This is a genomic window from Haloplanus sp. (assembly GCF_028275055.1).
Lineage (GTDB): Archaea > Halobacteriota > Halobacteria > Halobacteriales > Haloferacaceae > Haloplanus.
In genome coordinates this window covers 77,019-102,017 of sequence record NZ_JAQCNJ010000006.1, presented here as the reverse complement: position 1 = coordinate 102,017, position 24,999 = coordinate 77,019, and the positions used below count along the sequence as shown (strand labels likewise).

At 68.0% G+C, this 24,999-nt stretch carries 30 protein-coding genes and 1 tRNA gene; 18 read left to right on the top strand and 13 right to left on the bottom strand.

Annotation, left to right across the window (positions count from 1 at the left end; all coding sequences use genetic code 11):
* The 3 genes from Q0925_RS00925 to Q0925_RS00915 form a co-directional block, all read left to right on the top strand.
* On the top strand, positions 1-339 hold a 339-nt coding region (locus Q0925_RS00925; protein ID WP_299330858.1), incomplete at its 5' end, for a cobaltochelatase subunit CobN.
* A gap of 119 nt (positions 340-458) precedes the next feature.
* On the top strand, positions 459-1,145 hold the full coding sequence (locus Q0925_RS00920) for a precorrin-8X methylmutase (RefSeq protein ID WP_299330856.1): 687 nt from the start codon (positions 459-461) through the stop codon (positions 1,143-1,145).
* Positions 1,142-1,891, top strand: a complete 750-nt coding sequence (locus Q0925_RS00915; protein WP_299330853.1) for a cobalt-precorrin-7 (C(5))-methyltransferase — start codon at positions 1,142-1,144, stop codon at positions 1,889-1,891. Before Q0925_RS00920 ends, Q0925_RS00915 begins: the two co-directional genes overlap by 4 nt.
* Before the next feature lie 16 nt (positions 1,892-1,907).
* On the opposite strand, the gene Q0925_RS00910 is transcribed toward Q0925_RS00915, so the two are convergent.
* Together Q0925_RS00910 and Q0925_RS00905 are read right to left on the bottom strand one after the other, a co-directional pair.
* Positions 1,908-2,981, bottom strand: coding sequence for a PAS domain-containing sensor histidine kinase (locus tag Q0925_RS00910; RefSeq protein WP_299330852.1), 1,074 nt, complete (start codon positions 2,979-2,981; stop codon positions 1,908-1,910).
* Positions 2,982-3,103: 122 nt separating this feature from the next.
* Positions 3,104-3,889, bottom strand: coding sequence for a CbiX/SirB N-terminal domain-containing protein (locus Q0925_RS00905; protein ID WP_299330850.1), 786 nt, complete (start codon positions 3,887-3,889; stop codon positions 3,104-3,106).
* Between the two features lie 230 nt (positions 3,890-4,119).
* Between Q0925_RS00905 and Q0925_RS00900 the strand changes: the two genes are divergently transcribed.
* The gene (locus Q0925_RS00900) at positions 4,120-5,418 is read left to right on the top strand and encodes a cobyrinic acid a,c-diamide synthase (RefSeq protein ID WP_299330849.1); all 1,299 of its coding nucleotides are present in this window, start codon (positions 4,120-4,122) and stop codon (positions 5,416-5,418) included.
* Here Q0925_RS00900 and Q0925_RS00895 read toward each other — a convergent pair.
* The 3 genes from Q0925_RS00895 to Q0925_RS00885 are packed head-to-tail and all read right to left on the bottom strand — an operon-like array spanning position 5,415 to position 9,410.
* Complete coding sequence (locus Q0925_RS00895; RefSeq protein ID WP_299330848.1) at positions 5,415-5,684, bottom strand: hypothetical protein; 270 nt, start codon at positions 5,682-5,684, stop codon at positions 5,415-5,417. The two genes, Q0925_RS00900 and Q0925_RS00895, sit on opposite strands and share 4 nt — an antisense overlap.
* Positions 5,684-6,772, bottom strand: coding sequence for a matrixin (locus tag Q0925_RS00890; RefSeq protein WP_299330846.1), 1,089 nt, complete (start codon positions 6,770-6,772; stop codon positions 5,684-5,686). Before Q0925_RS00890 ends, Q0925_RS00895 begins: the two co-directional genes overlap by 1 nt.
* 52 nt (positions 6,773-6,824) lie before the next feature.
* Positions 6,825-9,410 (bottom strand): heavy metal translocating P-type ATPase, encoded by a 2,586-nt coding sequence (locus Q0925_RS00885; RefSeq protein WP_299330844.1) that lies wholly within the window; start codon positions 9,408-9,410, stop codon positions 6,825-6,827.
* A 189-nt stretch (positions 9,411-9,599) separates the two neighbouring features.
* Between Q0925_RS00885 and Q0925_RS00880 the strand changes: the two genes are divergently transcribed.
* Together Q0925_RS00880 and Q0925_RS00875 are read left to right on the top strand one after the other, a co-directional pair.
* Entirely contained in the window at positions 9,600-9,980 is a 381-nt protein-coding gene (locus Q0925_RS00880) for a 30S ribosomal protein S6e (protein ID WP_299330842.1), read from the top strand.
* 2 nt (positions 9,981-9,982) lie between these two features.
* Positions 9,983-10,408 carry a DUF7112 family protein gene (locus Q0925_RS00875; protein WP_299330841.1) on the top strand — a complete coding sequence of 142 codons (426 nt, stop codon included), beginning with the start codon at positions 9,983-9,985 and terminating at the stop codon, positions 10,406-10,408.
* Positions 10,409-10,411: 3 nt separating this feature from the next.
* Here Q0925_RS00875 and Q0925_RS00870 read toward each other — a convergent pair whose 3' ends face one another.
* Positions 10,412-10,696: a hypothetical protein gene (locus Q0925_RS00870; RefSeq protein WP_299330839.1), complete on the bottom strand. Its 285-nt coding sequence runs from the start codon at positions 10,694-10,696 to the stop codon at positions 10,412-10,414.
* Between the two features lie 148 nt (positions 10,697-10,844).
* Between Q0925_RS00870 and Q0925_RS00865 the strand changes: the two genes are divergently transcribed.
* Entirely contained in the window at positions 10,845-11,831 is a 987-nt protein-coding gene (locus Q0925_RS00865; RefSeq protein ID WP_299330836.1) for an SHOCT domain-containing protein, read from the top strand.
* 49 nt (positions 11,832-11,880) lie between these two features.
* Positions 11,881-12,300, top strand: coding sequence for a DUF5807 family protein (locus tag Q0925_RS00860; protein ID WP_299330833.1), 420 nt, complete (start codon positions 11,881-11,883; stop codon positions 12,298-12,300).
* A 6-nt stretch (positions 12,301-12,306) separates the two neighbouring features.
* Here the strand turns inward: Q0925_RS00860 and Q0925_RS00855 are convergent, their stop codons facing one another.
* Positions 12,307-13,500: a DHH family phosphoesterase gene (locus Q0925_RS00855; RefSeq protein WP_299330830.1), complete on the bottom strand. Its 1,194-nt coding sequence runs from the start codon at positions 13,498-13,500 to the stop codon at positions 12,307-12,309.
* A 44-nt stretch (positions 13,501-13,544) separates the two neighbouring features.
* A complete protein-coding gene (locus tag Q0925_RS00850; RefSeq protein ID WP_299330827.1) occupies positions 13,545-13,994 on the bottom strand; it encodes a universal stress protein in 450 nt (149 codons plus the stop codon).
* 81 nt (positions 13,995-14,075) lie between these two features.
* On the opposite strand from Q0925_RS00850, the gene Q0925_RS00845 reads away from it, so the two are divergent.
* Positions 14,076-14,528 (top strand): universal stress protein, encoded by a 453-nt coding sequence (locus Q0925_RS00845; RefSeq protein WP_299330824.1) that lies wholly within the window; start codon positions 14,076-14,078, stop codon positions 14,526-14,528.
* Here Q0925_RS00845 and Q0925_RS00840 read toward each other — a convergent pair.
* Both Q0925_RS00840 and Q0925_RS00835 read right to left on the bottom strand, forming a co-directional pair.
* Positions 14,507-15,043 carry a GNAT family N-acetyltransferase gene (locus Q0925_RS00840; RefSeq protein ID WP_299330821.1) on the bottom strand — a complete coding sequence of 179 codons (537 nt, stop codon included), beginning with the start codon at positions 15,041-15,043 and terminating at the stop codon, positions 14,507-14,509. The genes Q0925_RS00845 and Q0925_RS00840 overlap by 22 nt on opposite strands.
* Positions 15,040-15,408, bottom strand: a complete 369-nt coding sequence (locus tag Q0925_RS00835) for a universal stress protein (RefSeq protein WP_299330818.1) — start codon at positions 15,406-15,408, stop codon at positions 15,040-15,042. Before Q0925_RS00835 ends, Q0925_RS00840 begins: the two co-directional genes overlap by 4 nt.
* Positions 15,409-15,509: 101 nt before the next feature.
* Between Q0925_RS00835 and Q0925_RS00830 the strand changes: the two genes are divergently transcribed.
* On the top strand, positions 15,510-16,130 hold the full coding sequence (locus tag Q0925_RS00830; RefSeq protein ID WP_299330815.1) for a DUF5806 family protein: 621 nt from the start codon (positions 15,510-15,512) through the stop codon (positions 16,128-16,130).
* Positions 16,131-16,145: 15 nt separating this feature from the next.
* Here Q0925_RS00830 and Q0925_RS00825 read toward each other — a convergent pair whose 3' ends face one another.
* Positions 16,146-17,438: a dihydroorotase gene (locus tag Q0925_RS00825; protein ID WP_299330812.1), complete on the bottom strand. Its 1,293-nt coding sequence runs from the start codon at positions 17,436-17,438 to the stop codon at positions 16,146-16,148.
* Between the two features lie 37 nt (positions 17,439-17,475).
* The gene (locus Q0925_RS00820; RefSeq protein WP_299330810.1) at positions 17,476-18,150 is read right to left on the bottom strand and encodes a lipoyl protein ligase domain-containing protein; all 675 of its coding nucleotides are present in this window, start codon (positions 18,148-18,150) and stop codon (positions 17,476-17,478) included.
* An 85-nt stretch (positions 18,151-18,235) separates the two neighbouring features.
* Here Q0925_RS00820 and Q0925_RS00815 point away from each other — a divergent pair, with 85 nt between their 5' ends.
* The 5 genes from Q0925_RS00815 to Q0925_RS00795 all read left to right on the top strand — a co-directional run bounded on the left by Q0925_RS00815 (position 18,236) and on the right by Q0925_RS00795 (position 21,355).
* Positions 18,236-19,060, top strand: coding sequence for a hypothetical protein (locus Q0925_RS00815; RefSeq protein WP_299330808.1), 825 nt, complete (start codon positions 18,236-18,238; stop codon positions 19,058-19,060).
* A gap of 57 nt (positions 19,061-19,117) precedes the next feature.
* Positions 19,118-19,789: a DUF7119 family protein gene (locus Q0925_RS00810; RefSeq protein WP_299330805.1), complete on the top strand. Its 672-nt coding sequence runs from the start codon at positions 19,118-19,120 to the stop codon at positions 19,787-19,789.
* Positions 19,790-20,188: 399 nt separating this feature from the next.
* Positions 20,189-20,299 (top strand) — tRNA-Lys (locus tag Q0925_RS00805).
* Positions 20,300-20,561: 262 nt separating this feature from the next.
* Positions 20,562-20,885, top strand: coding sequence for a hypothetical protein (locus tag Q0925_RS00800; protein ID WP_299330802.1), 324 nt, complete (start codon positions 20,562-20,564; stop codon positions 20,883-20,885).
* A 116-nt stretch (positions 20,886-21,001) separates the two neighbouring features.
* On the top strand, positions 21,002-21,355 hold the full coding sequence (locus Q0925_RS00795) for a hypothetical protein (RefSeq protein ID WP_299330799.1): 354 nt from the start codon (positions 21,002-21,004) through the stop codon (positions 21,353-21,355).
* Here the strand turns inward: Q0925_RS00795 and Q0925_RS00790 are convergent.
* The gene (locus tag Q0925_RS00790) at positions 21,352-21,951 is read right to left on the bottom strand and encodes a deoxyuridine 5'-triphosphate nucleotidohydrolase (RefSeq protein WP_299330867.1); all 600 of its coding nucleotides are present in this window, start codon (positions 21,949-21,951) and stop codon (positions 21,352-21,354) included. The two genes, Q0925_RS00795 and Q0925_RS00790, sit on opposite strands and share 4 nt — an antisense overlap.
* Positions 21,952-21,983: 32 nt before the next feature.
* Between Q0925_RS00790 and Q0925_RS00785 the strand changes: the two genes are divergently transcribed.
* The 3 genes from Q0925_RS00785 (at position 21,984) to Q0925_RS00775 (ending at position 24,982) form a co-directional block, all read left to right on the top strand.
* Positions 21,984-23,960, top strand: coding sequence for an aconitate hydratase (locus Q0925_RS00785; protein ID WP_299330796.1), 1,977 nt, complete (start codon positions 21,984-21,986; stop codon positions 23,958-23,960).
* A gap of 81 nt (positions 23,961-24,041) precedes the next feature.
* Positions 24,042-24,524, top strand: coding sequence for a ribosomal protein S18-alanine N-acetyltransferase (gene rimI / locus Q0925_RS00780; RefSeq protein ID WP_299330792.1), 483 nt, complete (start codon positions 24,042-24,044; stop codon positions 24,522-24,524).
* 47 nt (positions 24,525-24,571) lie between these two features.
* Positions 24,572-24,982 (top strand): DUF5810 domain-containing protein, encoded by a 411-nt coding sequence (locus Q0925_RS00775; RefSeq protein ID WP_299330789.1) that lies wholly within the window; start codon positions 24,572-24,574, stop codon positions 24,980-24,982.
* The last annotated feature ends 17 nt before the right edge of the window (positions 24,983-24,999 follow it).

Sequence of the window (24,999 nt, the reverse complement as noted above, 5' to 3'; positions counted from 1 at the left end):
GACCACGGCTACAAGGGTGCGGGCGATCTCTCGACGACGGTCGACGTGGCGCTTGGCTGGGACGCCACGACCGGCGTCGTTAGCGACACGCTCTGGGCAGACGTGGCCGAGAAGTACGCCTTTGACGAGGGGCGACAGGAATGGCTTCGCGATGTGAACCCGTGGGCGCTCGAAAGCATCACCGACACCCTGTTGGAGGCGATCGAACGCGGCCTCTGGGACGCCGACGACGCGACGGCCGACCGCCTGCGTGACCTGAACCTGCGTGTCGACGGCGACCTGGAGGCACGGGCATCGACCGACGCCGACACCGCGGAGGTGACGAGCGATGACGACTGACGGTGGTCGTTGTCGCGTGCCGGTGGTCGTGTGTCGTCATCGGGAGGGAGAGCGATGACGACTGACGGTGGTCGTTGTCGCGTGCCGGTGGTCGTGTGTCGTCATCGGGAGGGAGAGCGATGACGACTGACGGGATGGAGGAGTACGCCGACCTCGGCGCCACCACCGCGGACGCCATGGCGATCGCGGAGACGAGCATGGACCGCGTGCGCGAACTCGTCCCCGACGAGACGCTCGCGGACCGGATTCGCCAGAAGGCCGTCCACGCCACGGGCGACCCGGAGTTCCAGCACCTCGTTCGGTTCACCGGCGACGACCCCGACCACCCGGTTCGTGCCGGCGCACGCGCCGTTCTCGACGAGCGACCGATCGTCACCGACATCACGATGGTGAAAGCGGGGATCACCGGCCGAGGGCACGACTGTCCGGTGCGGAAGGCCATCGGCAACGGGACCGAACTGGCCGCGGAGACGGGGATGACCCGGACCGCGGCCTCGGTGCTCGAACTCGACCGCGAGAACGTCTACGACGGCGCGATCGCAACGGTCGGCAACGCGCCGACGGCGGCACTGGCGCTCGCGGACTGCATCGAGGACGGCACCCGACCGGCCGTCGTCGTCGCCACGCCCGTGGGCTTTGTCAAGGCCGCCGAGAGCCGGAAGCGCCTGCGGACCGTCGCCGCCGAACACGGCGTCCCGGCGGTGACGAACGTGGGCCGCCGCGGCGGGAGCGGGTTGGCGGCCGGCCTGACGAACGAACTGGTCCACGTCGCCAGCGACGCCCGCGACGGGACCGTCGACCTATGACCGGCGACCGCGACCCTGCGGCCGTCGCCGCGGACACACCCGAAACGGGGGGCGACGAGCGGGTCGACGCCGTCGGCGTCGGCCCCGGGAACCCGGAGTATCTCGTCCCGCGGGCACGGCGTGCGATCCGTGAGGCCGATGTCGTCGTCGGGTTCGAGACGGTCGTTGACGTGGTGCGGGGTGAAGTCGACACCGACGCGCGTTGGCTCACCTGTGGCTACGACGACGAGAGCGAGACGCTGTCTGCCTTCGCCGACCGGGTTTCGGCCGGCGCCGCCGGCGTTGCCGTCCTCATGGGCGACCCGAACCACTCGGGCTACCAGTTCGTCGGTAAGGTTGCGTCGGCCGTCGAAGGCCGAGTGCGGGTCGTACCGGGTATCTCATCGTTGCAGGTGGCCGCGAGCCGTGCCCGGACGCCGATGGAAGCGACGACGTTCGTCACCCTCCATAAGCGCGGGTCGCTTGCGGGCGACCTCGCTCGCCTGCGGGCCGATGTCGGCGACCGACATCTGCTGATACTGCCGCGGCCGTACGACTGGATGCCCGGGGACGTGGCGGCCCACCTGCTGGACGCGGGCGCGGTGCCGACGACGACGGCGCTGGTCATGGAGCGGTTGACCCACGACAACGAGACGATCACACGCTCGACGCTCGAGGAGTTGGCGACTCACGAGGGTGGGTCCGGCCGAGAGGAGACGCCCTTTTCGGACCTGTCGGTGCTCGCGGTTCGGTCCGGTCGGGGCTGATCGGGCGACCGTGATGTTACCGGCCGCCTCGGGGCCGCGGAAGCCGGATCCGGACGCTGTTGCCGCCGAACTCGCTCGCGGTGAACGATAGCTTGCCGCCGAACAGTTCCGTTGTCCACTTGGCGAGCCAGAGTCCCAGCCCGCTCCCGTGTTGTAGGGGCGTGATCGCCGCGTCGTCGGTGATGATCCGTCGTTGTTCTTCGGGGATCCGGGGACCGTCGTCGTCGACGTAGATGTCGGCCCAACCGGCCGACTCGGGGCGTTCGATCCGTATCCGAACCGTCGGCCCGTCGCTTGGATTGTGTTGGATGGCGTTATCGACGAGACTCTCGATGGCAAACCGGAGTCGGCGGTCCGCGTTCACCGTCATCGACGCGGGGAGTGCGGTTCGGACGGACGCCTCCGGATGCCGTCGGGCGTACTCCGAGACGGCCGTCCGGACGAGTGGCACGCAGTCGATCACCGGGTCGTTGGTTGTCGCGTTGATGACGGTGTTGATGTCGCTCGCGTCCCGCGTCAGCGTCTCCAGATCCGAAATCGCCCGCTCGACGGTCGCCGCCAACTGCGTCGGCGTTTCGGCCCGTTCGTCGAACTCATCGAGCAGTCGAGCCGTCGCCCCCGAAAGAACGTTGATCGTGTTCCGCAGGTTGTGACGGAGCAGCCGATTCATCACCCGTAACTGCCGTTTCTGTCTGGTGATGTCGGTCAGGTCGGTGTAGATAGCCAACCCGTCTATTCCGGGGGCGCGATGGTCATACGGGATCCCTTGGTACAGGAACTCCCGGAGTCCGTCGGCGGTTTTCCGTTCGACCTGCCGGGTCGTAACCGCTCCCGAGGCCATTTGTTTGTCGAGTTCTCGTGCCTCCGCGCTGTGCCACGCCGGAACGATCCATTCGTTGAGCGACTCCCCCTGTAGTTCGGCGGTGTCGTAGCCGAAGATGTCGACAAAAGCCTCGTTGACACCCCTGACGACCGGGTTTCCGTCTACCAGTTCGAACTCAACGACCGCGTCGTTGATGTGGCTTATGAGGTGACGGTATCGACGTTCGTCGACTGTTTGTTCGGATTTCGGATCTGTATCGTTCGTCACGTGCTGTGACACTCGATAAAAATGCCAGTACCTTAAATTACTGCGCAATCCGTTGGCGGTTCGGCTACTTACCAGGCACGCAACCGTTGTCGAGACGTTGTGACCGGCGGATTACGGGGCGGTCAGTCGGACGGTCCCTCGCCGTCCGTGGCGAGGGGTGTCCGCGAGGAGGCGAGCGTCGACTCGAACGTCGAGGGCGTTGATCCGCCGGCCGAGAGAACACGCTGTCTGGTCACCTCGGCCTCGAACGCGTCGGTGACACAGGGGTGTGTACCGAAGGGGTCCGCGTACTCGATGCCACCCCGGTCGAGGTCGAGTTTGTCCGGGATTTCCGACTCGGTGGCGTCGCTTCGTGAGACAAACAACGGGACCGCAACCACCCGGTCTCCGGTCACGTTGTAGCGTGCACACTCGACGGCAGGGTTCTGGAGCAGGAAACAGGTCCGCACCTCGCCGTAGGCCGTTCGCTCACGCAAACGGGACGCGTGGTACTCCGCGGCCTGCCGGTGGTAGGGCTGAGAACTGTTACCGAACCCGACCAGCACGACCGATGCCGACGCCGCGGCCGGGACCTGTTCGGTCGCCCGGCCCTCGACAACGTCGGTGATCGCCGGGCTCCGACCCACGGGCTCGCAGTAGCGGACCTCGCCGGGAACGTAGGACAACGCCGCGGGAAGGTCCTCCGTCGTCTCGTAACTGTGAGCGAGCGTCGCCGGAAGCGCGTAGACGCGGTCGGCCGATAGGCCCGAAAGCGTCCCCCGCAGTTCCCGGACCGGTTCGTGATCGTACGTCGCGACGACCACGCCGTCGGCGACACCACGCGTTCGCAGTCGCTCGGCGTGTGTTCGCAACACCGCCTCCGTGTTGGCTCCCCGCCGTCCGACGAGCAGGACTGTCTCGTGTGTCATCTGTGTGGTTCCGGCCGTAACTCAATCTCTGTTGAGTTAATCCAAGCCGGCTTGTTCTCAAGCCTCGATGTCGATCAGTAAATAACTTTGGGACGGGGCGGCGGTTCGACGACCCACCCCAAAAGGTAGGCGTCTGCGTCGCCGACAGCCGGTCATATGACGGCTCAACGAGTCCAAATCCGGTCGTTCCGTCGTCCGAACCGCTCGTTCTATTCCGCGGGGGTCGGCGCGTGAGGGGGTTCGTTCTCGGCGGGACGCGCTCCGGCGTCGGCAAGACCGTCGCGGCGCTCGCGACGATCAGGGCACTGGAAGCCGAGGACCGGACCGTCCAACCGGCGAAAGCCGGGCCGGATTTTATCGACCCCAGCCACCACGCCGCCGTCGCCGGCCGCCCGTCCCGCACGCTCGACGTGTGGCTAGAGGGCGTCGACGGCGTCCGCCGAAACTACCACCGCGGCGACGCCGACGTCTGTGTCGTCGAGGGTGTGATGGGCCTGTACGACGGCGACGGCTCCAGTACCGCCGCCGTCGCGGAGGCGCTTGGCCTCCCCGTCGTTCTCGTCGTCGACGCGAAAGCCGGGATGGAGAGCGTCGCCGCTACGGCGCTGGGGTTCGAGCGCTACGCCGCCGAAGCAGGCCGCGACATAGACGTGGCAGGGGTTCTCGCCCAGCGAGCCCACGGCGGCCGCCACGCCGAGGGGATTCGCGACGCCCTGCCCGACGGGATGACGTATTTCGGTCGGATCCCACCGGACGAGCGGTTGGAGATTCCCGACCGTCACCTCGGACTCCACATGGGTGACGAGTTCCCCGTCGGCGACGACGCACTCGACGCCGCGGCGGAGACGATCCGGGCCGACCGCCTCGACGAGGTCGCTCGAACGCCACCCCACCCCGATCCGGCCGGTCCGGACACGTCGACCGACGCGACGGTCGCCGTTGCCCACGACGACGCCTTTCGCTTTTGCTACCCGGCAACCCTCGAACGTCTTCGGGAGCGTGCGACCGTCACGACGTTCGCCCCGACCGCGGGCGACGACCTGCCCGACTGCGACGGCGTCTACCTCCCCGGGGGGTACCCGGAACTCAACGGCGCGGCACTGGCGGCGAGTCCGGCGCTGTCGACGCTTGCCGACCGGGCCGGCGAGGGACTGCCCGTTCTCGGGGAGTGTGGCGGGTTGATGGCGCTCGCGCGGTCGCTGACGACCACCGAGGGTGAGACCCACGCGATGGCCGGTGTGCTCCCCGCCGACGTGCGGATGCACGACCGCTACCAGGCGCTCGATCACGTCGAACTCCGTACCCGCGACGACACCCTCACCGCCGAAACGGGGTCGTCGCTCCAAGGCCACGAGTTCCACTACTCCAGCGCCGACGTGGATGGCGACGCCCGCTTCGTGTTCGACGTGGAACGGGGCGACGGAATCGACGGCGACCACGACGGCCTCACCGCCCACCGGACGCTCGGCACGTACTGTCACGTCCACCCGGAAAGCGGGGCGTTCGACGCCTTTCTCGATTCGTTTTAGCGGTGTTTGCGGATCCGGAACTCGCCGTAGCCGCCGTATGCGAGTTCCAAGGCCCCGATCCACCAGTTCCAGCGCTCGGCGAGCGATCCCCCGGGGGCATCGGCCACCTCCTCAACGACGGTCCCGGCGGTGAGCGCCGCGCCGCGGTCGGCGGCGAGTCTGCCGGAGTCGGCGAGGTCGCGGGCCGCCCGCACGACCGCCCGACGCTCCCCCTCACCGGCGTCGTACCTGTCGGCGAGTTCGGATCCGAGGCGCGTCTCGTCCATCAGTTCCACCACGCGCTGCGTCGCTCGCGGTACCCCGCGTCCCGGAACGGCGGCGGCTTCTCCTCGTCGGCGTCGGCACCGAGGGCGTGCGCCAACCAGTAGCCGACGTGCCACCCCACGGCGTCAGTGTCGACGCCGACGAGTCTGATCTCGATCCGGGTGTACGTCTCGATTGCCCCGTCACCGTCCGGGTCCGTGCCGTAGGACTCGACACAGAACCCGGCCGACGGCTCGCAGTCGGGCACCGCGCCGAAACGGACCAGAACCTCGGTGTCGGGGGTGGGCGACGCCACGCGGTCGAACGAGAGGTTGCCCGGCATCCCAGGCGGGTCGTTCTCGTAGTAGGTTAGCGCCCGGTCGGTCTGTCGCTGCACGCCGTCGGGATCGGAGGCGTTTGCCGCGTCGACGTGGACGGTGAACTCGGAGTCGTCCCACGGGAAGTCACGCTCGGTGGCGTCCGGTTTGGGTTCGGTGTAGATGACCGACTTCGCCTGCATCACCGACGACGGCGCGTCGGCGTGGGTCTGCCCGAGGGTGTGTCCGAGTTCATGTTTGGTCACCAGCGTCGTCGATTCGTTGTCGAGACCCGTCTGGACCCACACCGTCTCCGGTCGGTCGACCTGACGGGAGTCGGTGAAAAACGGTGCACAGCCGACGGCATCGGTCACGTTGCCACAGTCGGGAATGGTGTCGGTGAACGCCACGACGAGATCCGGATCCTCGGCGTCGGGGCGTACGTCGTACCGAACCTGAAAGCCGAGATACCGGTCGTCGTGCTCCGACCAGAAGTCGGCCGCCTCACGGACCAGTGGCACGAACGCACGGTCGCTGCGCCCCTCGTTTCGGACGGCGACGACGACCGGATCGCTTCCCCACGGGTTCGCCGTTACGTTGTTCGGCTTCCCATCAGCGCCGTCGTCACCGCCGGCCGCGGGCGTGGCTGGCGCGTTCGTCCCCGTCGCCGTCGGCGTCGCCGTCGAACCGGCCGGCGACGACGGTGACGGAACGAACGGGGTCACACACCCTGCGGTGACGAGAAGGACCGCGAGGGCGGCCGCGGGAATGAGCGGTGTTCGGCGACCCGGCATTTGTCGTAGGTCAGTGGCGCGGGGAAAAAAGCCGTTCGGGCGGCGTGGGCGATCAGGAGTCGGTGTCGCCACCCGGTCGGACGTTCGCCAGTCGCATCGCGTTGCCGGTCACCGCGAGGCTCATCCCCATGTCGCCGATGACGACGGCGTGGATAACGCTCACGAGGCCGAGGGGCGCGCCCGCGGCGAGAACGGCTTTCACCGCGAGCGACGACCAAACGTTCGACCGGATGACACCGTTGGCCGTCCGTACGAGAACCACGAGATACGGGAGGCGGGTGAGGTCGTCGCCCATCAGCGCCACGTCGGCCGTCTCGATGGCGGTGTCGGTGCCCGCCGCGCCCATGGCGACGCCGACGGTGGCGGCCGCAAGGGCGGGGGCGTCGTTGACGCCGTCGCCGACCATCGCCACACCCCCGTCGGTCCGGTTCCACGGCAGGCGCGTCGCCTCGTCCGCCGCCGCCTCCGAGTCGGCGGCCAGTTCACGGACCGCATCGACCTTCTCCCCGGGCAGGAGGTCGGCACGCACCTCGTCGATCCCCACCCTGTCGGCGATGGCATGGGCCGTCCGCTCGTTGTCGCCCGTCAGCATCACCACGCGGTCGATCCCGGACTCACGCAGGCGGGCGACGGTCCCCTCGGCCTCGGGGCGTACGGTATCGGCAACGGCAATAACGCCTTCGAGTTCCGTCTCTGTCCCGGCGAGAACGACCGACTTCCCGTCGGCCTGCAAGCGCGGCACGACGTCGTTGACGAGGTCGAGGTACGTGCCCGGGCCGTGGTCGCAGGGCTCGGGGGCCACGTCGTCGCCGACGGCGACGCCCCCGTCGGTCGCGACGTGTGCGTGTTCGAGGTCGAACCCCAACCGTTCGAACAACGCCGGCTTGCCGACGTAGTGGGTGACGCCGTCGAGGTCGGCACGGACCCCCTCGCCGGTGATCGACCGGAACGCGGTGACGTCGCCCTCGCCGACGCCGCGGCCGGCCGCATGGTCGACAATAGCGGTCGCGATGGGGTGTTCGCTCCGGCGTTCGAGCGACGCCGCACAGCCGAGAACGTCGTCGGCGGTGCGGTCGTTCAGCGCCACCACGTCGGTGACACCCAACTCGCCGGTCGTGATCGTGCCGGTCTTGTCGAGAGCGACGACGTCCACCTCGCCCATCGCCTCCAGGCGGTCGCCGCCCTTTATCAGGACACCGTTGCGGGCGGCACTCGTGATGCCCGAGACGACACTGACCGGCGTGCTGATGACGAACGCACACGGGCAGGCGACAACCAGCAAGGTCAGCCCGCGCGTGAACCAGACCTCGAGGGGCGCGCCGACGAGCAACGGCGGGCCGGCGGCGGTCAGGAGAGCGAGGCCGACCACGACCGGCGTGTAGTACGACGCGAAGCGGTCGACGAACCGCTCGCGGTCGGACTTGTCGCGTTCGGCGTCGGCCACGAGGTCGATCACCGTCGCGAGCGTCGACTCGTCGGCCGGGGCGGTCGTCTCCACCTCCAGATACCCCTCCTCGACGATGCTGCCGGCGTACACCTCGTCGCCCGCGGTCACGTCGACCGGGACGCTCTCGCCCGTGATCGGCGACTCGTCGACGGCGCTTGTGCCCTCACGAACGACGCCGTCGACCGGGATGCGCTCGCCCGGCCGGACAACGACCAGTTCGCCGACGGCCACCTCGTCGACAGGGACGGTCGTTTCCTCGCGCGCGCTCCCGTCTGCCCCTGACTCCTCACGACGCACCGTCGCCGTATCCGGCGAGAGATCCATCAGTTCCGTCATCGACGACCGAGCGCGATCCATCGAGTACCGCTCCAACAACTCCGACACCGAGAACAGAACGGCAAGTGTCGCGGCCTCGAAAGGGAGGTCGACCGCGACCGCCCCGACCACGCCGGCGCTCATCAGAAAGTCGATGTCGAGGCTCCGTGTACGAAGCGAGTACCATCCGTTGCGAAGGATGGCCTGTCCCGCCGCGGCGGCCGCGATGCCGTACAGCGCCCACGCGGTGGTGATCGGCCGACCCAGAACGGTCGTCAGGGTGGTGTTCGACCCCGTGAGGAGGTACTCGAAGCCGACACCGGCGAGAAGAGCGACCGCACCGACGGCGGTTTTCAACGCCCGGCGACTCCGCCACACCGACGGCGACTCGCGGTCACCGTCGACCACCTCGTAACCGGCGTTCTCGACGGCCGCCACCACGTCGCCGCGGGTCGTCCGACCGGGGTCGCGGGTGATCTCGACCCGGCCCGAGGCGGGGCGGGCGTCGTAGTCGACGACGCCTGCGACCGACGAAAGCGCCGACTCGACCGTGCCGGCACACGACGAACAGTCCATCCCCGGCACCACGAGCGTCTCCGTCGTCGTCTCGGCGACAGCATACCCCGCTCCCTCGACGCGGTCCCGGACCGCGGCCGCCGTTGTCGCCCCCGGATCGTAGTCGACGACCAGCGTTCCACCCGCCGGCCGCGGGTCGACCGACTCGATCCCCGACAATGACCGAACGCTCCGCTCAACCTTGCTCGCACACGACGCACAGTCCATCTCCGGCACCGACGCACGGACCGTCCCCTCGGTCCCGTCGGCCGGATCGCCGACGGACGCCGACTCCTCGCCGGCGTCGTTTTCGTCGTTCATTATCGGTTCTAACGACTCCGGCCTTATTAACGCTCCTGCCACGTGTGCCGCAGTTTGACCCGAATGCTTAACAAAATATTTGGATTGAGTTCATAATTCAGGCGGGTCACCGTCCGAACGGGTCGAGCGCCGACGGTGGCGACGGGCGCTTTCGACGTGCTTTTTATCGGTCGCCGCCTGCATCCAGGCATGGCAGAGTTCAAAGTCGTCGTTTCGGACCCGGACGCGGGTCGGACCACGCAGGTCGAGGTAGACGGACAGAACGCGAACAGATTTCTCGGGCGTGAACTCGGAGAGGAGGTCGACGGCGGGGCGGTCGGCCTCGACGGCGCGACGCTCGAACTGGCCGGCGGGTCGGACAACGCCGGGCGGCCGCTCCGGGCTGACGTCTCGGGGTCGGCGCTCAAAGAACTCCTCCTCGAAGGCGGCGTGGGTTTCGACCCGTCCCGTGACGGCGAACGAAAGCGCGTCACCGTCCGGGGCCGCGAGATCAGCGAGGCCGTCGCCCAGATCAACGTGAAAATCGTCGACAGTGACGCCGACTTCGATGACCTGACCGGCGACGGGTAGCCGTGTCCGACCGCGTCGCCAGCGACGGGGACGGGGTGACGGCGTACCGCGCCCGGGTGGCTCGAAGCGGTGGCACCCGTCGCCCCTGTCTGCGCCTCCCCAAAGCCGTCGACCTCGGTGAGAACGACGTGATCCGTCTCGTTTTGGACGGAACCGAGTGCCACGCGCCCGTGGTCACCGACGCCGACGGCCGCCTGCTCCGCGGGGCCTACGACAACCGCCGCCTCGCGCGAACCGACGGCGACGGCGAGAACCGACTCGTCGCGTGGCTCCGGGGGGTCGACCGCGACCCCGGGGAGAGCGTCGAGTTCGACGAGGTGACCCCGGGCTATCTCTACGGCGTCCGCGTCCCAGGGAAGCGGGCAATATACGAGGTCACCCGCCGACCGGACTCGTCGCTGTCGTCCATCGCCGAGGATCTGGAGTAGCCCTCACAGCCTGAGTGCCGTGCTGACGAACAGAAACGCGGTGCCGAGCGTCAGGAGGACCAGAATCCACGTAGCCTGTTCGCCGACCGCAACCTCGATTCCGAACACCGTCGCGTCCGAGTCGACGATGGAGGCGACGGCGGCGACGAGGATCCAGAGCCCCAAGACGGCCGTCGCGGCCGGCAGGAGCGTGACCGACGACAGGAGGTCGAGCGCGCTGTCGGCCAGTACCGCCGCGCCGAACGCGGCGTAGACCACGCCGGTGAGTCGGGGTCGGTCGACATCCATACCGACAGTCGAGCGTCCGGAGACAGGTGTGTTTCGGTTTCCCACGGCGAGCGGCGATCGTCGCGTGTCGAGGACCGAAGGATAGCGGACGTATACGGCGCGCTGCCTTCGAAGGGGGATTTTTATCGACTCTCGGGCATGGTGATCCATGCCCGAACTGAAGAGCTACACGGACGACTCCCCAAAGACCGGCCACTACATCCTCGCCAACGTCGGCGGGTCGCACCCGATCACGATACAGGTGACCGACCTCGGCGAGCGGATCCTGCGGAAGGCGGGCTATCGCGGGGGCGACAACGTCCCGACGACGGTCGTATGGTCCATGTTCGACATCGGGATCCTCTACACGTCGGGGACGATCAACGACCCGCCTGAGACCGTCGATGACCCCGACGAGACGTTCCGGCAACTGGGGGTCGCGAACAACCTGACTGAACGGGAACGGGAGCAACTCCTCAACTACCTCAACGAGTACACCGGTCCGAATCAGGCCGAGGTCGACGACCTTCGCGAGACGATCGAAGCCTCCACCGCGTCTACGCGGAGCGAGTCGACCATGTCCGAGGAGGCTCACGACGACCTCGACCGCCTCTCAACGCTCTACGAATGCGGCGACCTCACGACCGAAGAGTACGAGTTGTTAAAATCGCGGCTCCTTGACGACCTCCCCTCCGCGGACGCCGAGGCGGACGCGGACGAGGCGTCGGACGACGACTCGTGGCGGGAGGCGGTCCGGTTCGACCTCGGCAGGGAGTTCCGAGACCTCATCCCCGAAGACAAGTACGATAACGGCTTCGACCAAGTCATGGTCGAAGACGGGAGGACCGATGACACCTTCATGATCTCCGCGAGTTACTCTCCGGACGAGGGCGGGTTCAGGTACCAGTGCTTCTTCCACGAGCGCGGACACGAGGAGCGCACGTTCGAGTTGCTCGATGGGGGAGAGTGGGAGTTGGTGATCGACAGTTCCGACGACAGTATGAGCCCGAGCGTGATGATCGGGAGAAACGGGAGGCAGGACGGGTTCCGTGACGACCTGCCGAGCGGGTACGTCGACGACGAGGTGTCGCACTTCGTAGAACTGGTCCGGACCGTCTACGAGACCGACCCATCGGACCTCACGCTGAGCGACTGACTGCGGACGGAAACGACCGTTCTTTACCGCTCGGCGGCCACAGGCCGGTATGACCGAGACCGACCTCGACGACTTCCTCGCGGGCGACCGCTTGGACCACGTCGCGCTCTATCTCACCGACGACTACCTCGACGACGACGCCCTGTCGGCCCACGGGACGGCCGTCGAGGGCGGCGTCGTCCTCGTCGTGCCCGGCGAGCGCGGGCGGGACCTCTTCTCCGCCGGCACCGGGATGGACGCCATGGCCTTCGCCAAGGAGGCGATGGGCACCGAAGGTGAGGTCGACCACACCCTGCAGGGTGGCACCTGCCCCGACTGCGGGGCGGACGCGGCGTTCGTCCTCGCCTTTGCCGAGGCACGGAACGAGGAGGTGGGCGGCATCTACGCCGAGGGCGACGTGATCCACGCCTACGCCGCCTGTCCCGACGGCGACGCCTTCTCCGATCGGTGGCTCGTCGGGGAGGCGTAGGGACGATCACTCGTCGGCGGCGTCGGTGTCCTGCCCCACGAGTCGCTCGAACGCCGCGAGGATCACCTGTCGGGTCGCGTAGCCCTCCGACGACCAGTGGTGGGCGTAGTCGAGCATGTCGTCGTAGATGTCGGGCTTACAGCCGGCTGCGCGGGGGTGGCCCCCGCCGTTTACCTGTTCGGCCACCTCGTGACACCGCTCGAACCCCTCGCTTCCCCGGATGCTGGCGCTCCCCGCGGGCTTAACGATCACGGCGGCGTCGGCACCCCGTTCGCGGAGGGTCTCGGCCACCTCGTTTTGCGAACAACGGCCGTAGGTGACGCCGACGGTCCACGGACCGACCGACCGCATCTCGGCGCGGTCAACCGCCGCCTCGATCAACCGTTCTTTCTCGACGCGTTGCTCCTCGAGATAGTCGATCACCGGGTCGGGCAGGTCTGGACCGTACCGACCGACAACGGTGACGTACTCGTCGGCGCTCGCCCAGTGGGCGTAGTCGGCCAAGTCGTCGCTCCGGGGATCCTCCTTGACCCAGAGGTCGTGGTCCCGGGTGACCGTCGCCAGCGCCTTGAGGTGGTCGGGAAACGTCGCATCGAGCGATCGGAGCGCCACGTCGGTCGTACACTCCTCGTCGGACGCGCCGACGACGAGGTCGACGCCCGCCTCGCGGACGGCGGCAGCGGCCGTGTCGTCCCACTGGTGGTGGTCGAACCACCGCACCGTCTCGGCGCGGTCGACGACCGCGTCGATCGTCTCGGTGATCGCGGCGTCGTCGGGACAAAGGTCACAGACGTAGACGTCGACGCCGGGATCGGCGTACTCCGCGACGCGGTCGAGAGCATCAAGCAGCGAGTGTGGTCCGGCGGAGACAAGCGCGACGGGGGACTCGTCGTGGGCCTCGTCCCCGGCCTCGTCGGCTCCGTCGTCACTGAGCGCCGGGTCGAGACGGTTTATCAACGACTCCTCGAAGGGGGCCACGTCGAGTGCGGCGTCGTACACCTCGCGGAGCAGCGCCACACACCCCAACCCGTCGGCGTCGCCGTCGGCGACCACCACCACCTCCGCGCCCTCGACGGCCTCACGGGCGCGCCGGTCGGCGTACTCGTCGTCGAGCGAATCGGGGTAAAAAAACCCCGCTCCTGGAAGCCGGGATTTCCGGGAGAGCGAGAGCCTGTCGGCGTCGATCAGGTCGTCGTCCATACGGATCGGTCGGGGGCCGCCCCGAAGTATTCCGTGGTTCCCCGTCAGACGGCGGCCTCGGCAGTTTCGCCGGCGTCGAGTTGACGCACGGTCAACACCGGAACGGGGCAGGTCCGGACCACCCGCTCGGCGACGCTACCGATGAGAAACCGGTTCTCGCCGTGGCGGCCGCGGGTCCCCATCGCCACCACGTCGGCGTCGACCTCGGCGGCGTATTCGTGGATCGTTGTGGCGGGTCGCCCCTCCCGGACCGTGGTCGTCACCGGCCGATCCGCCGCCGCGGTCACGTCGTCGAGGGCGTCGCGGGCGTCGGCATCGAGGGCATCTCGCATCTCGTCACGAACCCGTTCGGGCGAGGATCCGATCTCCCCCTCGTCAACGACGTAGAGGGCGTGGACCGTCGCGTCGAACCGGTCGGCAAAATCGAGCGTCACACCAACGGCCCGGCGAACGCTCTTGGACCCGTCCGTCGCGACGACGATGGTGTCGAACATGGGAGTACGTTCGGCCGGTCGACTCATAAAGTCCGCGTCACGACGTGGGCGTTTTTTATCATGGCCCGTGGACAAGCCCATATGACCGGTCCGCTCTCCCCGTCGCTCGTCCTCGTCCCCGTCGACGAGAGCGAGGAGTCGCTCTCGGCCGTCGAGTACACGGCCGCCATCGCCGCCGAGTACGACGCCCGGATCCACGCGCTCTACGTCGTCGGCGAGGACCTCGCCCACGCCATCGACACCGGCGCGGTCGATCACGAAACGCTCGCGGCCGACACCGAGGCGTTTTTGCGGGGGGTCGCAGACACCGTCGCGGCGGCTGGCGTGTCGCTCTCGACGTCGATGACGCATGGCTTCTCGACGGCACGACTGTCCCGCCATCCGGGGAGTGTCGTTCTCGACACGGCAGAGGAGATCGGCGCCGACTTTGTCGTCGTCCCGCGTGAGCCGATCTCCGACGACCCCGAGGAGATGCTTGCAAAGGCCGCCGAGTACGTCCTCCTCTACGCGCGTCAGCCGGTGTTGTCGGTCTGAGTCAGATCCAGTTCCATCTCGTGTTCGAGGCTCTCGGTGTCGGTGGCGTCGAACCCCATCTTTTCATACAAGCTGATCGCGGGATCGTTCCAGCGCTCAACGGTGAGCCACACGCGCTCGAACCCCGCCGCCCGTCCCGCACCGAGCAACGCTCGGATGAGTTGCGTGCCGACCCCCGCCGACTGGTGTGATTGAAGAACGAAGATGGCGAGTTCGACGGCCCCGTTCTCGTCGTCGGGGACGAGCGTCGCGTGACCGACGACGTCGTCGCCGTGCCACGCGACGACGTTCACCGTCTCCGGCCCGGTGATCGCGTCCAACCAGTCGACGATCCGGTCGGTCGTCATAGGCGGGATGCCCTGTGCACGGTCGGCGGGGTCGAACGCCTCGTACATCGCCGTCAACGCCTCACGGTCCCGGTCGTGGTCGTGGTCGCGGACGATGATCGTCCGCCCCTCGCGGTCGTCGAACGTCCTCGGTGGTGACGGGGGCTCGCCCGCAGCGTCGTCGGTCATCGGACGAGCGTCACCGAGACGTGCGAGTTCAACAGGACGAACTCCGCGATGCGCCCGAGTTTGATCTTGCCCATGGGGCTGGTCTCGCCGCCCCCGAGAGCGATCCGGTCGAACCCCTCCCGCTCGGCGAGTGCGACTAGCTGGCTCCCCGGGTCGCCGTCGAGGTGGCGGATCGACGCCGTCACCGCCCGTTCGTCGAGGGTCGCCCGGACCCGTTGTTCGATCCCATCGGGCGCCGCCTGGGTTGCCGGGTTTCGAAGGATCGCGACCGTCAGGTCGTCTCCCGTCTCGGCGACGCGTTCGACCACCCGCTCCAGCGCGTGGAACGAGTCGTCGCTTCCGCCGATGCCCAGCAGTAGCTTCATGCATGGGTATCGTGGCCCTGAGTCAAAAAGGGTGGCCGTCGTGTCGGACACGGGTCGGACGCGACGGAACCCTTTTGCGTTGGCGCGGGGAACCGCGGCGCATGAGCGACGACGCGCCCACGGCCGACGATGGGACCGGAACCGGGACCGACGCCACCCGGGAAGGTGACGGCGAGGCCGGGGCCGGTGTCGATGTCGATGTCGATGTCGACCCCACCGCGCCCGAATCGTCGGTTCCGGGCGACGTGCGCAAGTACGAGCGTTTCAAGAAGATCGACGGTGCACAGTACGACCGCGTCAACGACTTTCTCCGGGATCGGACCTACGTTACCGCCCGCGAATGGGCCATCGCCCGCCTTTGTGTCGACTTCCGAACCGAGACCGGCGTCGAGATGACGAAAATCGGCGAGAACCTGCCTCGCCTCGTTCCCTTTATGACCGACACCTACTCGCCACAGGCGGTCAATCAGGCCCGCGCCGCCTTCGAGGAGAAGGTCCAGAAGGCCGGCGCGACCTTTCTCTACGGCGCAATGTCCGGCTTTTTCACCGCCGAGGAACTCGACGAGATGATGTACGAGGTGACCGAGGTGGCGAAGTTCCTCCTCGAGGTCGAGGGCGTCGACCTCGCGGCCGCCGAGGAACTCGACGCCGAGGACCGCATCTCCGAGGTCATGCGCGAGGTGCGGGAGTCGAGCAAGGAGGTCCGGAACGACGTGGATTAACCGGCCGGACCACACTCAACGGACGTTCTCGCCTGCCGCCGTACGGAACTCGTCCATCGTCCCGTCGTAGACGCGGGTACCCCGAACTGTCGTCCACTCGGGAAACACGGCCGGCCGGTTTTCGAACGGCGTCCACCCACAGTTCGAGTGGAGGCGTTTCCCCCGAATCGGTCGTGTCCGGGTCAGATCGTACAACGCGAGGTCGGCGTCCCGACCCGTCTCGATCCGTCCTTTGGTATGCAATCCGAACGTCTCGGCGGGGACCGCAGCCGTCAGGTCGCGGACCCGTTCGACGGTCAAGGGGCCCGAACGCGTCTCGGCCAACAGAAGCGGAACCATCGTCTCGACGCCGGGGACGCCGCTGGGGGCCTCCCAGAGCGTCGTCTCCTTTTCGGCCCGTGTGTGGGGGGCGTGGTCGGTGGCGACGGTGTCAACCCGACCGTCGACGACCCGGTCGAAGAGGGCGGCCCGTCGCTGTTCGCTCCGCAACGGCGGGTTCATCCGGCCGAACGTTCCGAGGTCGTCGAGGTCGGCCCGCGAGAGCAGGCAGTGGTGTGGTGTCACCTCACAGGTCACCCGGTCGGGGGCGTCGGCGACGATGTCGACCGCCTCGGGTGTGCTGGTGTGGGCGACGTGGAGGCGCGCGCCGGCGTCGACGCCGACCTCGACGGCGCGTTCGACGGCCGCGATTTCGGCCTCCGCGGTCCGGTATGCGCTCCAAGGATCCGCGTCGGCGTCCCGACCCGTCCCCGACCCGGTGTCACGGACGCCCGACTCGAATCGGGTGGCGTCCTCGGCGTGGACGGTCACGGGAACGCCGGCGGCGGCGGCACGGGCGACGGCGTCGGCAAACAGGTCGCCGTCGATCCCCATGTCGCCGGTGGAGTCGGCGAGAAACACCTCGCCGAGCGCAAAGATCGGCCGGTCGAACAACGTGTCGGGGGTCCAGTCGGCGGTCACGCCGCCGCTGATGCCGAAGTCGACGAGCGACTCCCGGGCGAGGAGTTCCTTCTGGTCGTAGGCCGTTCCCGTCGTCGTCGGTGGGTCGGTGTTTGGCTGGTCGACGACCGTCGTGACGCCGCCCGCGGCGGCGCTTCTGGACCCCGTCCGCCACGTCTCCTTTTGAGGCGCACCGGGTTCTCTGAAATGGACGTGGGCGTCGACCGCTCCCGGAAGCAGGAGGCGTTCGTCGGCATCGACCGTTCGGCCGCCGCCGGTGAGGTCGGTCCCGACGGCATCGATGCGCCCCTTCTCGACGCGAACGTCGCGCACCCGGCCGTCCGCGAGCGTCGCGTTTCTGACGAGCATAGCCACATCTGTGACCCCGCCGTGGTAAGTCCCTCGTTCACACCTCAACGACCGTCGGCTCCGCATCGCCGACCAACACGCCCTCCACGACGGTTTCGACCGGAGGCGTCTCGGCCGGCCCGCCGGCGGCCGCGACGCTGCCGACGGTCTCGGGGTCGAATGGCTGTTCGAGGGCCTCATACACCGGAGCGAGAACACCGGCGAACGCCTCGCGGTCGGCGACGATGATACATCCTGCGATCAGAGCGGCGTCGCGCCGGACTCGCTGGGCGACGCCGGCGACCTTCCCGTTACACCGCAACGAGTGGGAACCGGGACAGAACGAGTCGGGGGGTTCGGCCACCGTCGTACCGACGCCGAGGGCCGCGAGCGCGCGGCGGAGGCGGGCGGTCGTCGCTTCGTAGCGGGCGGTCAGCCCGCTCCGGGCGTTCGTAACCGGGACGGCGTGGGCGAACGCAACCGTCGACCCCGTGTGAGCGACGGCCCGTCCCCCGACCCGGCGCTCAACCGTCGGGAACCCCCGGTCGCGGGCGGCGGCGACGGCCCGGTCGTACCCCGGGTCGGCGGCCTCCCGGCGGCCGAAGGCGACGTGGCGCGGTGGCGTCCACACGCGGACGGCCGGTTCCCCCGTCTCGGCGGTTCGCGAGAGCATCGTACCGGTCCGCCGGCGGTCGGCGTCGACCGACCCGGCCGGACCCCGGATCACACGCATGGTTCGACGAAACGTGGGAAGCCACATAGTTGGCTCGCGCCGCGGCGTCGCGACGCGTATAACTCCGCCCGCCCGAACGACCGATATGGTCACGGTGCCGGCGTCGACGCTCGCGTTCTTCGAGCGGTTCTCCCGCTACAATTCCCCGTACGCGGCCCACGAGCACGGCCGAGCGATCGATCTCTACCCCGGAATGCCGTGGGCCCCGTCGCCCGTCGCCGGTGAGGTGGTCGGCACCCGGACGGTTGGTGCGCCGTCCCGTCGGTACGCCACGGACCACGACCACCTGATCCTGATCGACACCGGCGATCGGATCGCCCGGATTCTCCACGTCGAACCGGCGGTCGAGACTGGCGACTGGGTCGAGGCCGGCGACTCGCTCGGGACGCTGATTCGGTCGGGGTTTTTCGCCCCGTGGGTCGACGGACACGTCCACCTCGGCTTCCGGACGCCGGACGCCAATCCCTATCGCGCGTCCGGATCGCTCCCGGTCGAGGTGGGGGTCGATCCACGGCCGGTCCCGTGGGACGGAACGGGTGTCGTCCGCGAGGCGGGCGAGACGTACGTCGTGCTCGATGAGCCGACACATCCGGACCCGGGGTCGTGGGCAGGGCTGGCCGGCACACCGGGGGTCGTTCTCGACGGCGGGTGTCCCCACTACGAGGGCGGAGGTGTGTTGCCGGCGGCCGACCGCGAGCGTCTGCCGGTGTCGATCGCGGGGACGCGGGTCGGCGTCGCGGCGGGGGGTGACGTGGTATGGGACGACGTCACGCTGTGTGCGAACGGTCAGCCGGTGACGGGGCTGTCGTTGTTTGTCGCCCGGGACGCGGCGTTTGGCGCGAAAATCGTCCGCCCGGACCACCACCTCGCGGTCGGCGACCGGGTCGATCTGTCGGTCCGGCGAGGATGACCCGTGGTCTGGCGACCGCGAGGGACTTTTGCCCCTCCCCCCTAAACACTCGATAGAATGAGCGACGAGTCCGACAGCTTTGACCGCCCGGCCGACCGGGAGTCGCCGGTTGGCGAACCGGTCGTCCGCGCCGATCCGTCGGTGACCGGCGAGCGTGCGGACGAAGCCGTCGGGTTCGACCCCGACGACCCGGAAAGCGTCGGACTGGCTACCGACGTGGTTCGCTCGTTCGCCGAGAACACCGTCGGCTCCGAGGATCACGTCTACGTACTCCGGGGCGCGGCGGCGTGTGCGGCGCTGGTGCGGGGTGTCGGCTCCTACAAGGTAGCCGCGGAACGCGCCGGCGGCGACGTGTCAGTGGCGTTCATCCGGAAGTGGGCGCGGGTCCACGACCTGCCACAGGCGATCCGCCGACACGTCGCCCGCGGCACCATCGCCCCGACCGCCGCAAAACACATCGCTCGCGTCTCCGGCGACGACCGCCACGCACTGGCGTGGGCGACTCTCGACCACGACCTCACCGTCCGAGAAATCCGCAGTCTGGCGAGCGAGGTTGGCGACGGCACGTCCGTCGAGTCTGCGCTCGCGGACCGCGGACTCACCCTCGGACGCATGGCGGCGACGCTCCCGCCGGCCCAGTATATCGAACTCCGGCGGCGGGCGTCGATCGAGGACCGCGACCCGGACGACCTGTTGACGGAGGCGCTTGACGCGTACCTGGATGTGTAAACAGGTTGTGAGACCGCCGTTCGCCGGTGGAGGTTGAATCGGAGCGACACACTGACCCTTGATCGCTGGCCGTGGCCCTGCTCAGGTCAACGCACGGTCGGAACACACGCTCCCGGTTCCCCGGTCCACGGGCGTCAGCCAACCCCGGCGTGGGTACGGGTGTTCGGTTCACGTCCCGATTCGCACCGGTGAGTGTGTCCGACGTCGGATCCACGCAACGGCATCGTGATTCACACCACAACACCGTCGATGCGGTATGGGCCACCGGGTCGGTGTTCCGGCGGAATCGTCCGCCGACGGCAGCCGGGGTGGTGGATTCGGAATCGGTTCGTGGAGTTCGTCGGGGCGGGGAAACGGCCATCGTAAGTGTTTATATCTCCCGCAACGTTCTACGTTTGAGGGCCGGTAGCTCAGATAGGCAGAGCGTCTGGCTTTTAACGTGGCCGCCCGGTCAACCGGGAGGTTGCGGAAGTGACCAGACGGTCGGGGGTTCAACTCCCTCCCGGCCCGTGAAACGAGACGGTGAGCGGAGCGAACCGTCGAGTGAGCGGACCGACCGTGGTTCGGCTTTCTCCCTGCCGGGGTTCGTTCAAATCTGATCGGAAACCGTGACGGCCACCGATGGGTTACATCGAGATCACGCGGCAAAACGGGCACATTTGATTTTCCGTTGCCGCGGAGTCGATGCGGCAAGCGGAGCGGGAGCCAGACACGGTCGGTGTCCCCCAAGCCGTCACAAGGCCTATATCTCGGCCGCCAAGGCGTCACACTCATGCGACGGCTCGCCACATCGCCGCGAACGCGCCGCGCCGCACTGTCGGCTCTGGGAACCGGGGTCGCGGCCCTCGGGGGATGTGTCGGCGGCGAGAGCGGCTCCACGGATCGGTATCCCACCGTCGAACGGTCGGTAAACGACCCCCACAACCCGCGCTCGGGTCCGACGGTGACCGTCCGTAACCCCCGTCTGCGGCCGGCCGTCGTGATCGACCAGCATACGAGTCCGGTGGGGATGACGGCCACCCGCCAGTTCGTCGTCGTCAACGTCGAAAGCGAGGGCGGTGCCGGGCCGAGTCTCCCACGCGGTTCCGGGTACTGACAGACGGGACTCCCGCCGATGGCGGATCGGCACCGCTCCGGGCGGAGTTCCACCCCGCCGAGCGGGGACGGCCGGTCGGAATCCCCGTCGACCGGGCGGCTGCCGACTCGGCGGGTGTGGCGTGGGTTCGTGGGCTGCAGAGGTCGGCGGTGTGGGCGTTGCCGGAGTCGGTGGTCGGGTCGCTGGGAACGGGGGCGCGGTTCGAGGTCGAGACGGTGTCGGTGTCCGACGAGACAAACCCGGAGGTAACCCTCATCGTCCGGAACACGGGCGACCGCGACGGAACGTTCTACGCGAACGTGAGTGGCTCACGGGTCGAGGACGGGAACACCGTCGTCGCCGTCGAGGTGCCGGCGGGCGAGCGTGTCGGCCACCGCGGACGGCCGGGAATCAGGGCCCCCGCCGGCGAGGAGACCCGGGTCGTTGTCGCGTGGGGTACCGGCGAGCGAGCCGTCGTGATCAGTCCTTAGAGGTGCTCGCCCTGATAACTACCGTCGTAGGTGCCGTCGTGGGTCGCCTCGGCGAGCACCAACTGCGCGACCCGGGCACCGGGTTCGATTTCGATATCCCGGTGGACAACGAGCAGACCCTCGCCTCGGCCCTCGTAGCCGGCGTCCCAGACGGCGGTGTGGAGCATACAACCGTTGCGCAGCAGCGACGACCGCGGATAAACAAAGCCGACGTGGTCCTCGGGGATCCGGATCGTCTCACCGTAGCGGAGGATGTAGCCGCCGGTCGGGAGCACGTACGCCCCGACGTCGTCGTCCGGGGCGACGGCCTCTCGGTCGCCGATCCGTTTGCCGTCACGGGAGATGCGGCCACCGCGTGTCTCGAAAATCTCGTCGGCGGTCAGGTCGACACCGTTTGGCTGTACCTGTTCGGCCTCGATGGGTGTGGTGTGAGCGGCCACAAACGACCCGGCACGGAACATACAAACCGGACGGCGACGGCGGAGAAAACCGTGCCGATTCCGGGAGCGGTCCGTCGGACCGAGTGGGCCGCAGACGCTGAAAACACCGCGATAGAGGCCGCTGTATCGGGGTTTCGCGCCTGAAAGGCGCGGGATTTATACCTGTCGGCAAGGGATGTTCGAACGTTATGGGACAGACGCTCACGGAGAAAATACTCGACGATCATCTGGTCGAAGGCGAACTCGAACCCGGCGAGGAAATCGGGATCGAGATCGATCAGGTGCTCACACAGGACACGACCGGGACGATGGTATGGCTCCAGTTCGAGGCGCTCGACCTCGACGAGGTCCAGACAGAACTCGCCGCGCAGTACTGCGACCACCAGACCTACCAGTTCGACTTCAAAAACACCGACGACCACCGCTTTCTTCGCTCGGCTGCCGGCACCTACGGCGCGTACTTCTCCCGTCCGGGCAACGGGATCTGCCACAACGTCCACAAGGAGAACTTCGCCGCACCCGGGAAGACGATGCTCGGCTCCGACTCGCATACGCCGACCCCGGGCGGTCTCGGCGAACTCGCCATCGGCGCGGGCGGCCTCGACGTCGCCGTCGCCATGGGTGGGGGGCCTTACTTCGTCGAGATGCCCCACGTCGTCAACGTCCGGTTGGAGGGTGAACTCCCCGAGTGGGCGAGCGCAAAGGACGTGATCCTCGATCTCCTGCGCCGGCTCTCGGTCAAAGGTGGTGTCGACAAGGTGTTCGAGTACACGGGACCGGGCGTCGAGAGCCTCTCGGTTCCCGAACGGACCACCATCACGAACATGGGGACGGAACTCGGCGCGACAACCTCCATTTTCCCAACCGACGACCACACAAAGGAGTATCTCGAACGGCAGGGTCGTGGCGACGAGTACGTCGGCCTCTCGCCCGACGAGGACGCGGAGTACGCGGACGAGATCGTCGTCGATCTCTCCGATCTCGAACCGCTGGTCGCCTGTCCGTCGATGCCGGACAACATCGTTCCCGTCCGCGAGGTTGCCGGCGAGGACGTCGAACAGGTCATCGTCGGCTCCTGTACCAACGGTGGGTACGCCGACATTCTTCCGGCGGCGAAGATGGTCAAGAACCGCGAGATCAAAAAGGACCTCGAGATGATCGTCGCCCCCGGCTCGAAGCAGGCCGGCGAACTCCTCGCCCGCGAAGGCTGGACCGCCGAAATGATGGCCGCCGGTGTCAACGTCTCCGAGTCGACCTGTGGGCCGTGTATCGGCATCGGCCACGTCCCCGCCTCGGACTCCGTGTCGATGCGGACGTTCAACCGCAACTTCGAGGGCCGGTCGGGTATCGAGGACGACTCCGTCTACCTTTGTTCGCCGCAGGTGGCCGCGGCGGCGGCGTTGGCCGGCGAAATCGTCGACCCGCGTGATCTGGCGGCGGAACTCGACGATCTCGAACCGCCGGGCGTCGAGATGCCCGACCGGTACGACGGCTCGAAGGCCGACATCATCGAACCCAACGAGTCCGTCGACGACGAACTCATCAAGGGACCGAACATCGGCGACGTGCCCCTGAAGGACCCGCTGGGAGCCGACATCGCCGGCGAGACGCTGCTGAAGATGGGCGACAACATCACCACCGACCACATCATCCCGGCCACGTCGGAGATTCTCAAGTTCCGGTCGAACATCGACCGTCTCTCCGAGTTCACCCTCTCGCGGGTCGACGACACGTTCGCCGAGCGCGCAAAGGAAAGCGACAGTGGTGTTCTCGTCGCCGGCGAGAACTACGGGCAAGGCTCCTCGCGTGAACACGCCGCGATGTGTCCGATGTATCTCGGTGTCGAGGCCGTTCTCGCCCGGTCTTTCGCCCGCATCCACAAGGCGAACCTCTACAACTTCGGACTGCTGCCACTGACCATCGACGAGGAGACCTACGACCGGATCGGACAGGGCGACCACGTTGAGGTCGTTGACGACGTCGCCACGGCCGTCGAGAACGGACAAGAGGAGTTCACGGTCCGCGTCAACGACGACTGGGAGGCGACCGCAGCGTTCGACGCCTCGGAGCGGGAACGGGAGATTCTCGCCGCCGGCGGCAAACTCACGCTCACGAAACAACAGTACGACGAGGAATCGGGCGGCGCGACGCCAGCCGACGACTGACGCGCCGGCCGGCGGCCGTCGTGGCATGATCGGATCCCCGTTCTCCCGAGAGTTTTTGCGTTCCACCGCCATAACCGACCTGTGGCCGTTCATACGCAACCGGCGGATGTGACCATCCGCGACGCCGAGGTGGGCGACCTCGGCGACGTTGTCCGCATCGAGCGGGTGTCGTTCGCCCAGCCGTGGCCCTACGGCGCGTTCGACCGATTCGTCGACGAACCGGGGTTTCTGGTCGCCGACCGCAGCGGCGACGTGGTCGGCTACGTTGTCGGCGACGTGACACCGGATTTCGGCCGCGAGTTGGGACACATCAAGGACCTCGCGGTGGCCCCGTCGGCTCGGCGGCGGGGGATCGGGCGCTCTCTCCTGTATCGGTCGCTCACGACGCTCGCGGTGGAGGGCGCGGATCTGGTGAAACTCGAGGTTCGGGCGGGCAACAACACCGCTCGGACGCTGTACCGGGACGTGGGGTTCCAGCCGACGCGGCGGGTTCCCGGCTACTACCGCGACGGCGAGGATGCCCTCGTGATGATGCTCCACGTCTCCGACTGGCAGGACGGGTAACGCCGACGGTCGCCGGACGTTTCAGGCAGGACCACCTACATCGAGCCATGGAATACGCGTGCCCGGTGTGTGAGACGCCCCAGCAGGACGCCGAGCATCTCGCGAACCACCTCGCTTTCACCGCCATGCTCCACGGCGACGCCCACGAGACGTGGCTCAACGACCACGTCCCCGGATGGGCAGAGGCCGGCGCCGCGGACCTCGCTCCCGTCGTCGCCGACCACGCCGACGAGGCGACCTACGAGGCGGTGTTCGAGGACACGGTCCACGATGACGATCACGATCACCATCACGAGGCCGATCGGCCACCCGTCGACGGCGCGGGCGCCGGTGGGGCCCCGGCGGCCCTCGACAAGGACGCCCGGAGCGCTCTCGCGACAGCCCGGGAGATGACCCGGGCGATGTTGGACGAGGGTGGCGACGGTGACGACGACACAGACAACGACAGAAAAGCGTAAACCGCCGCCCACGGGAG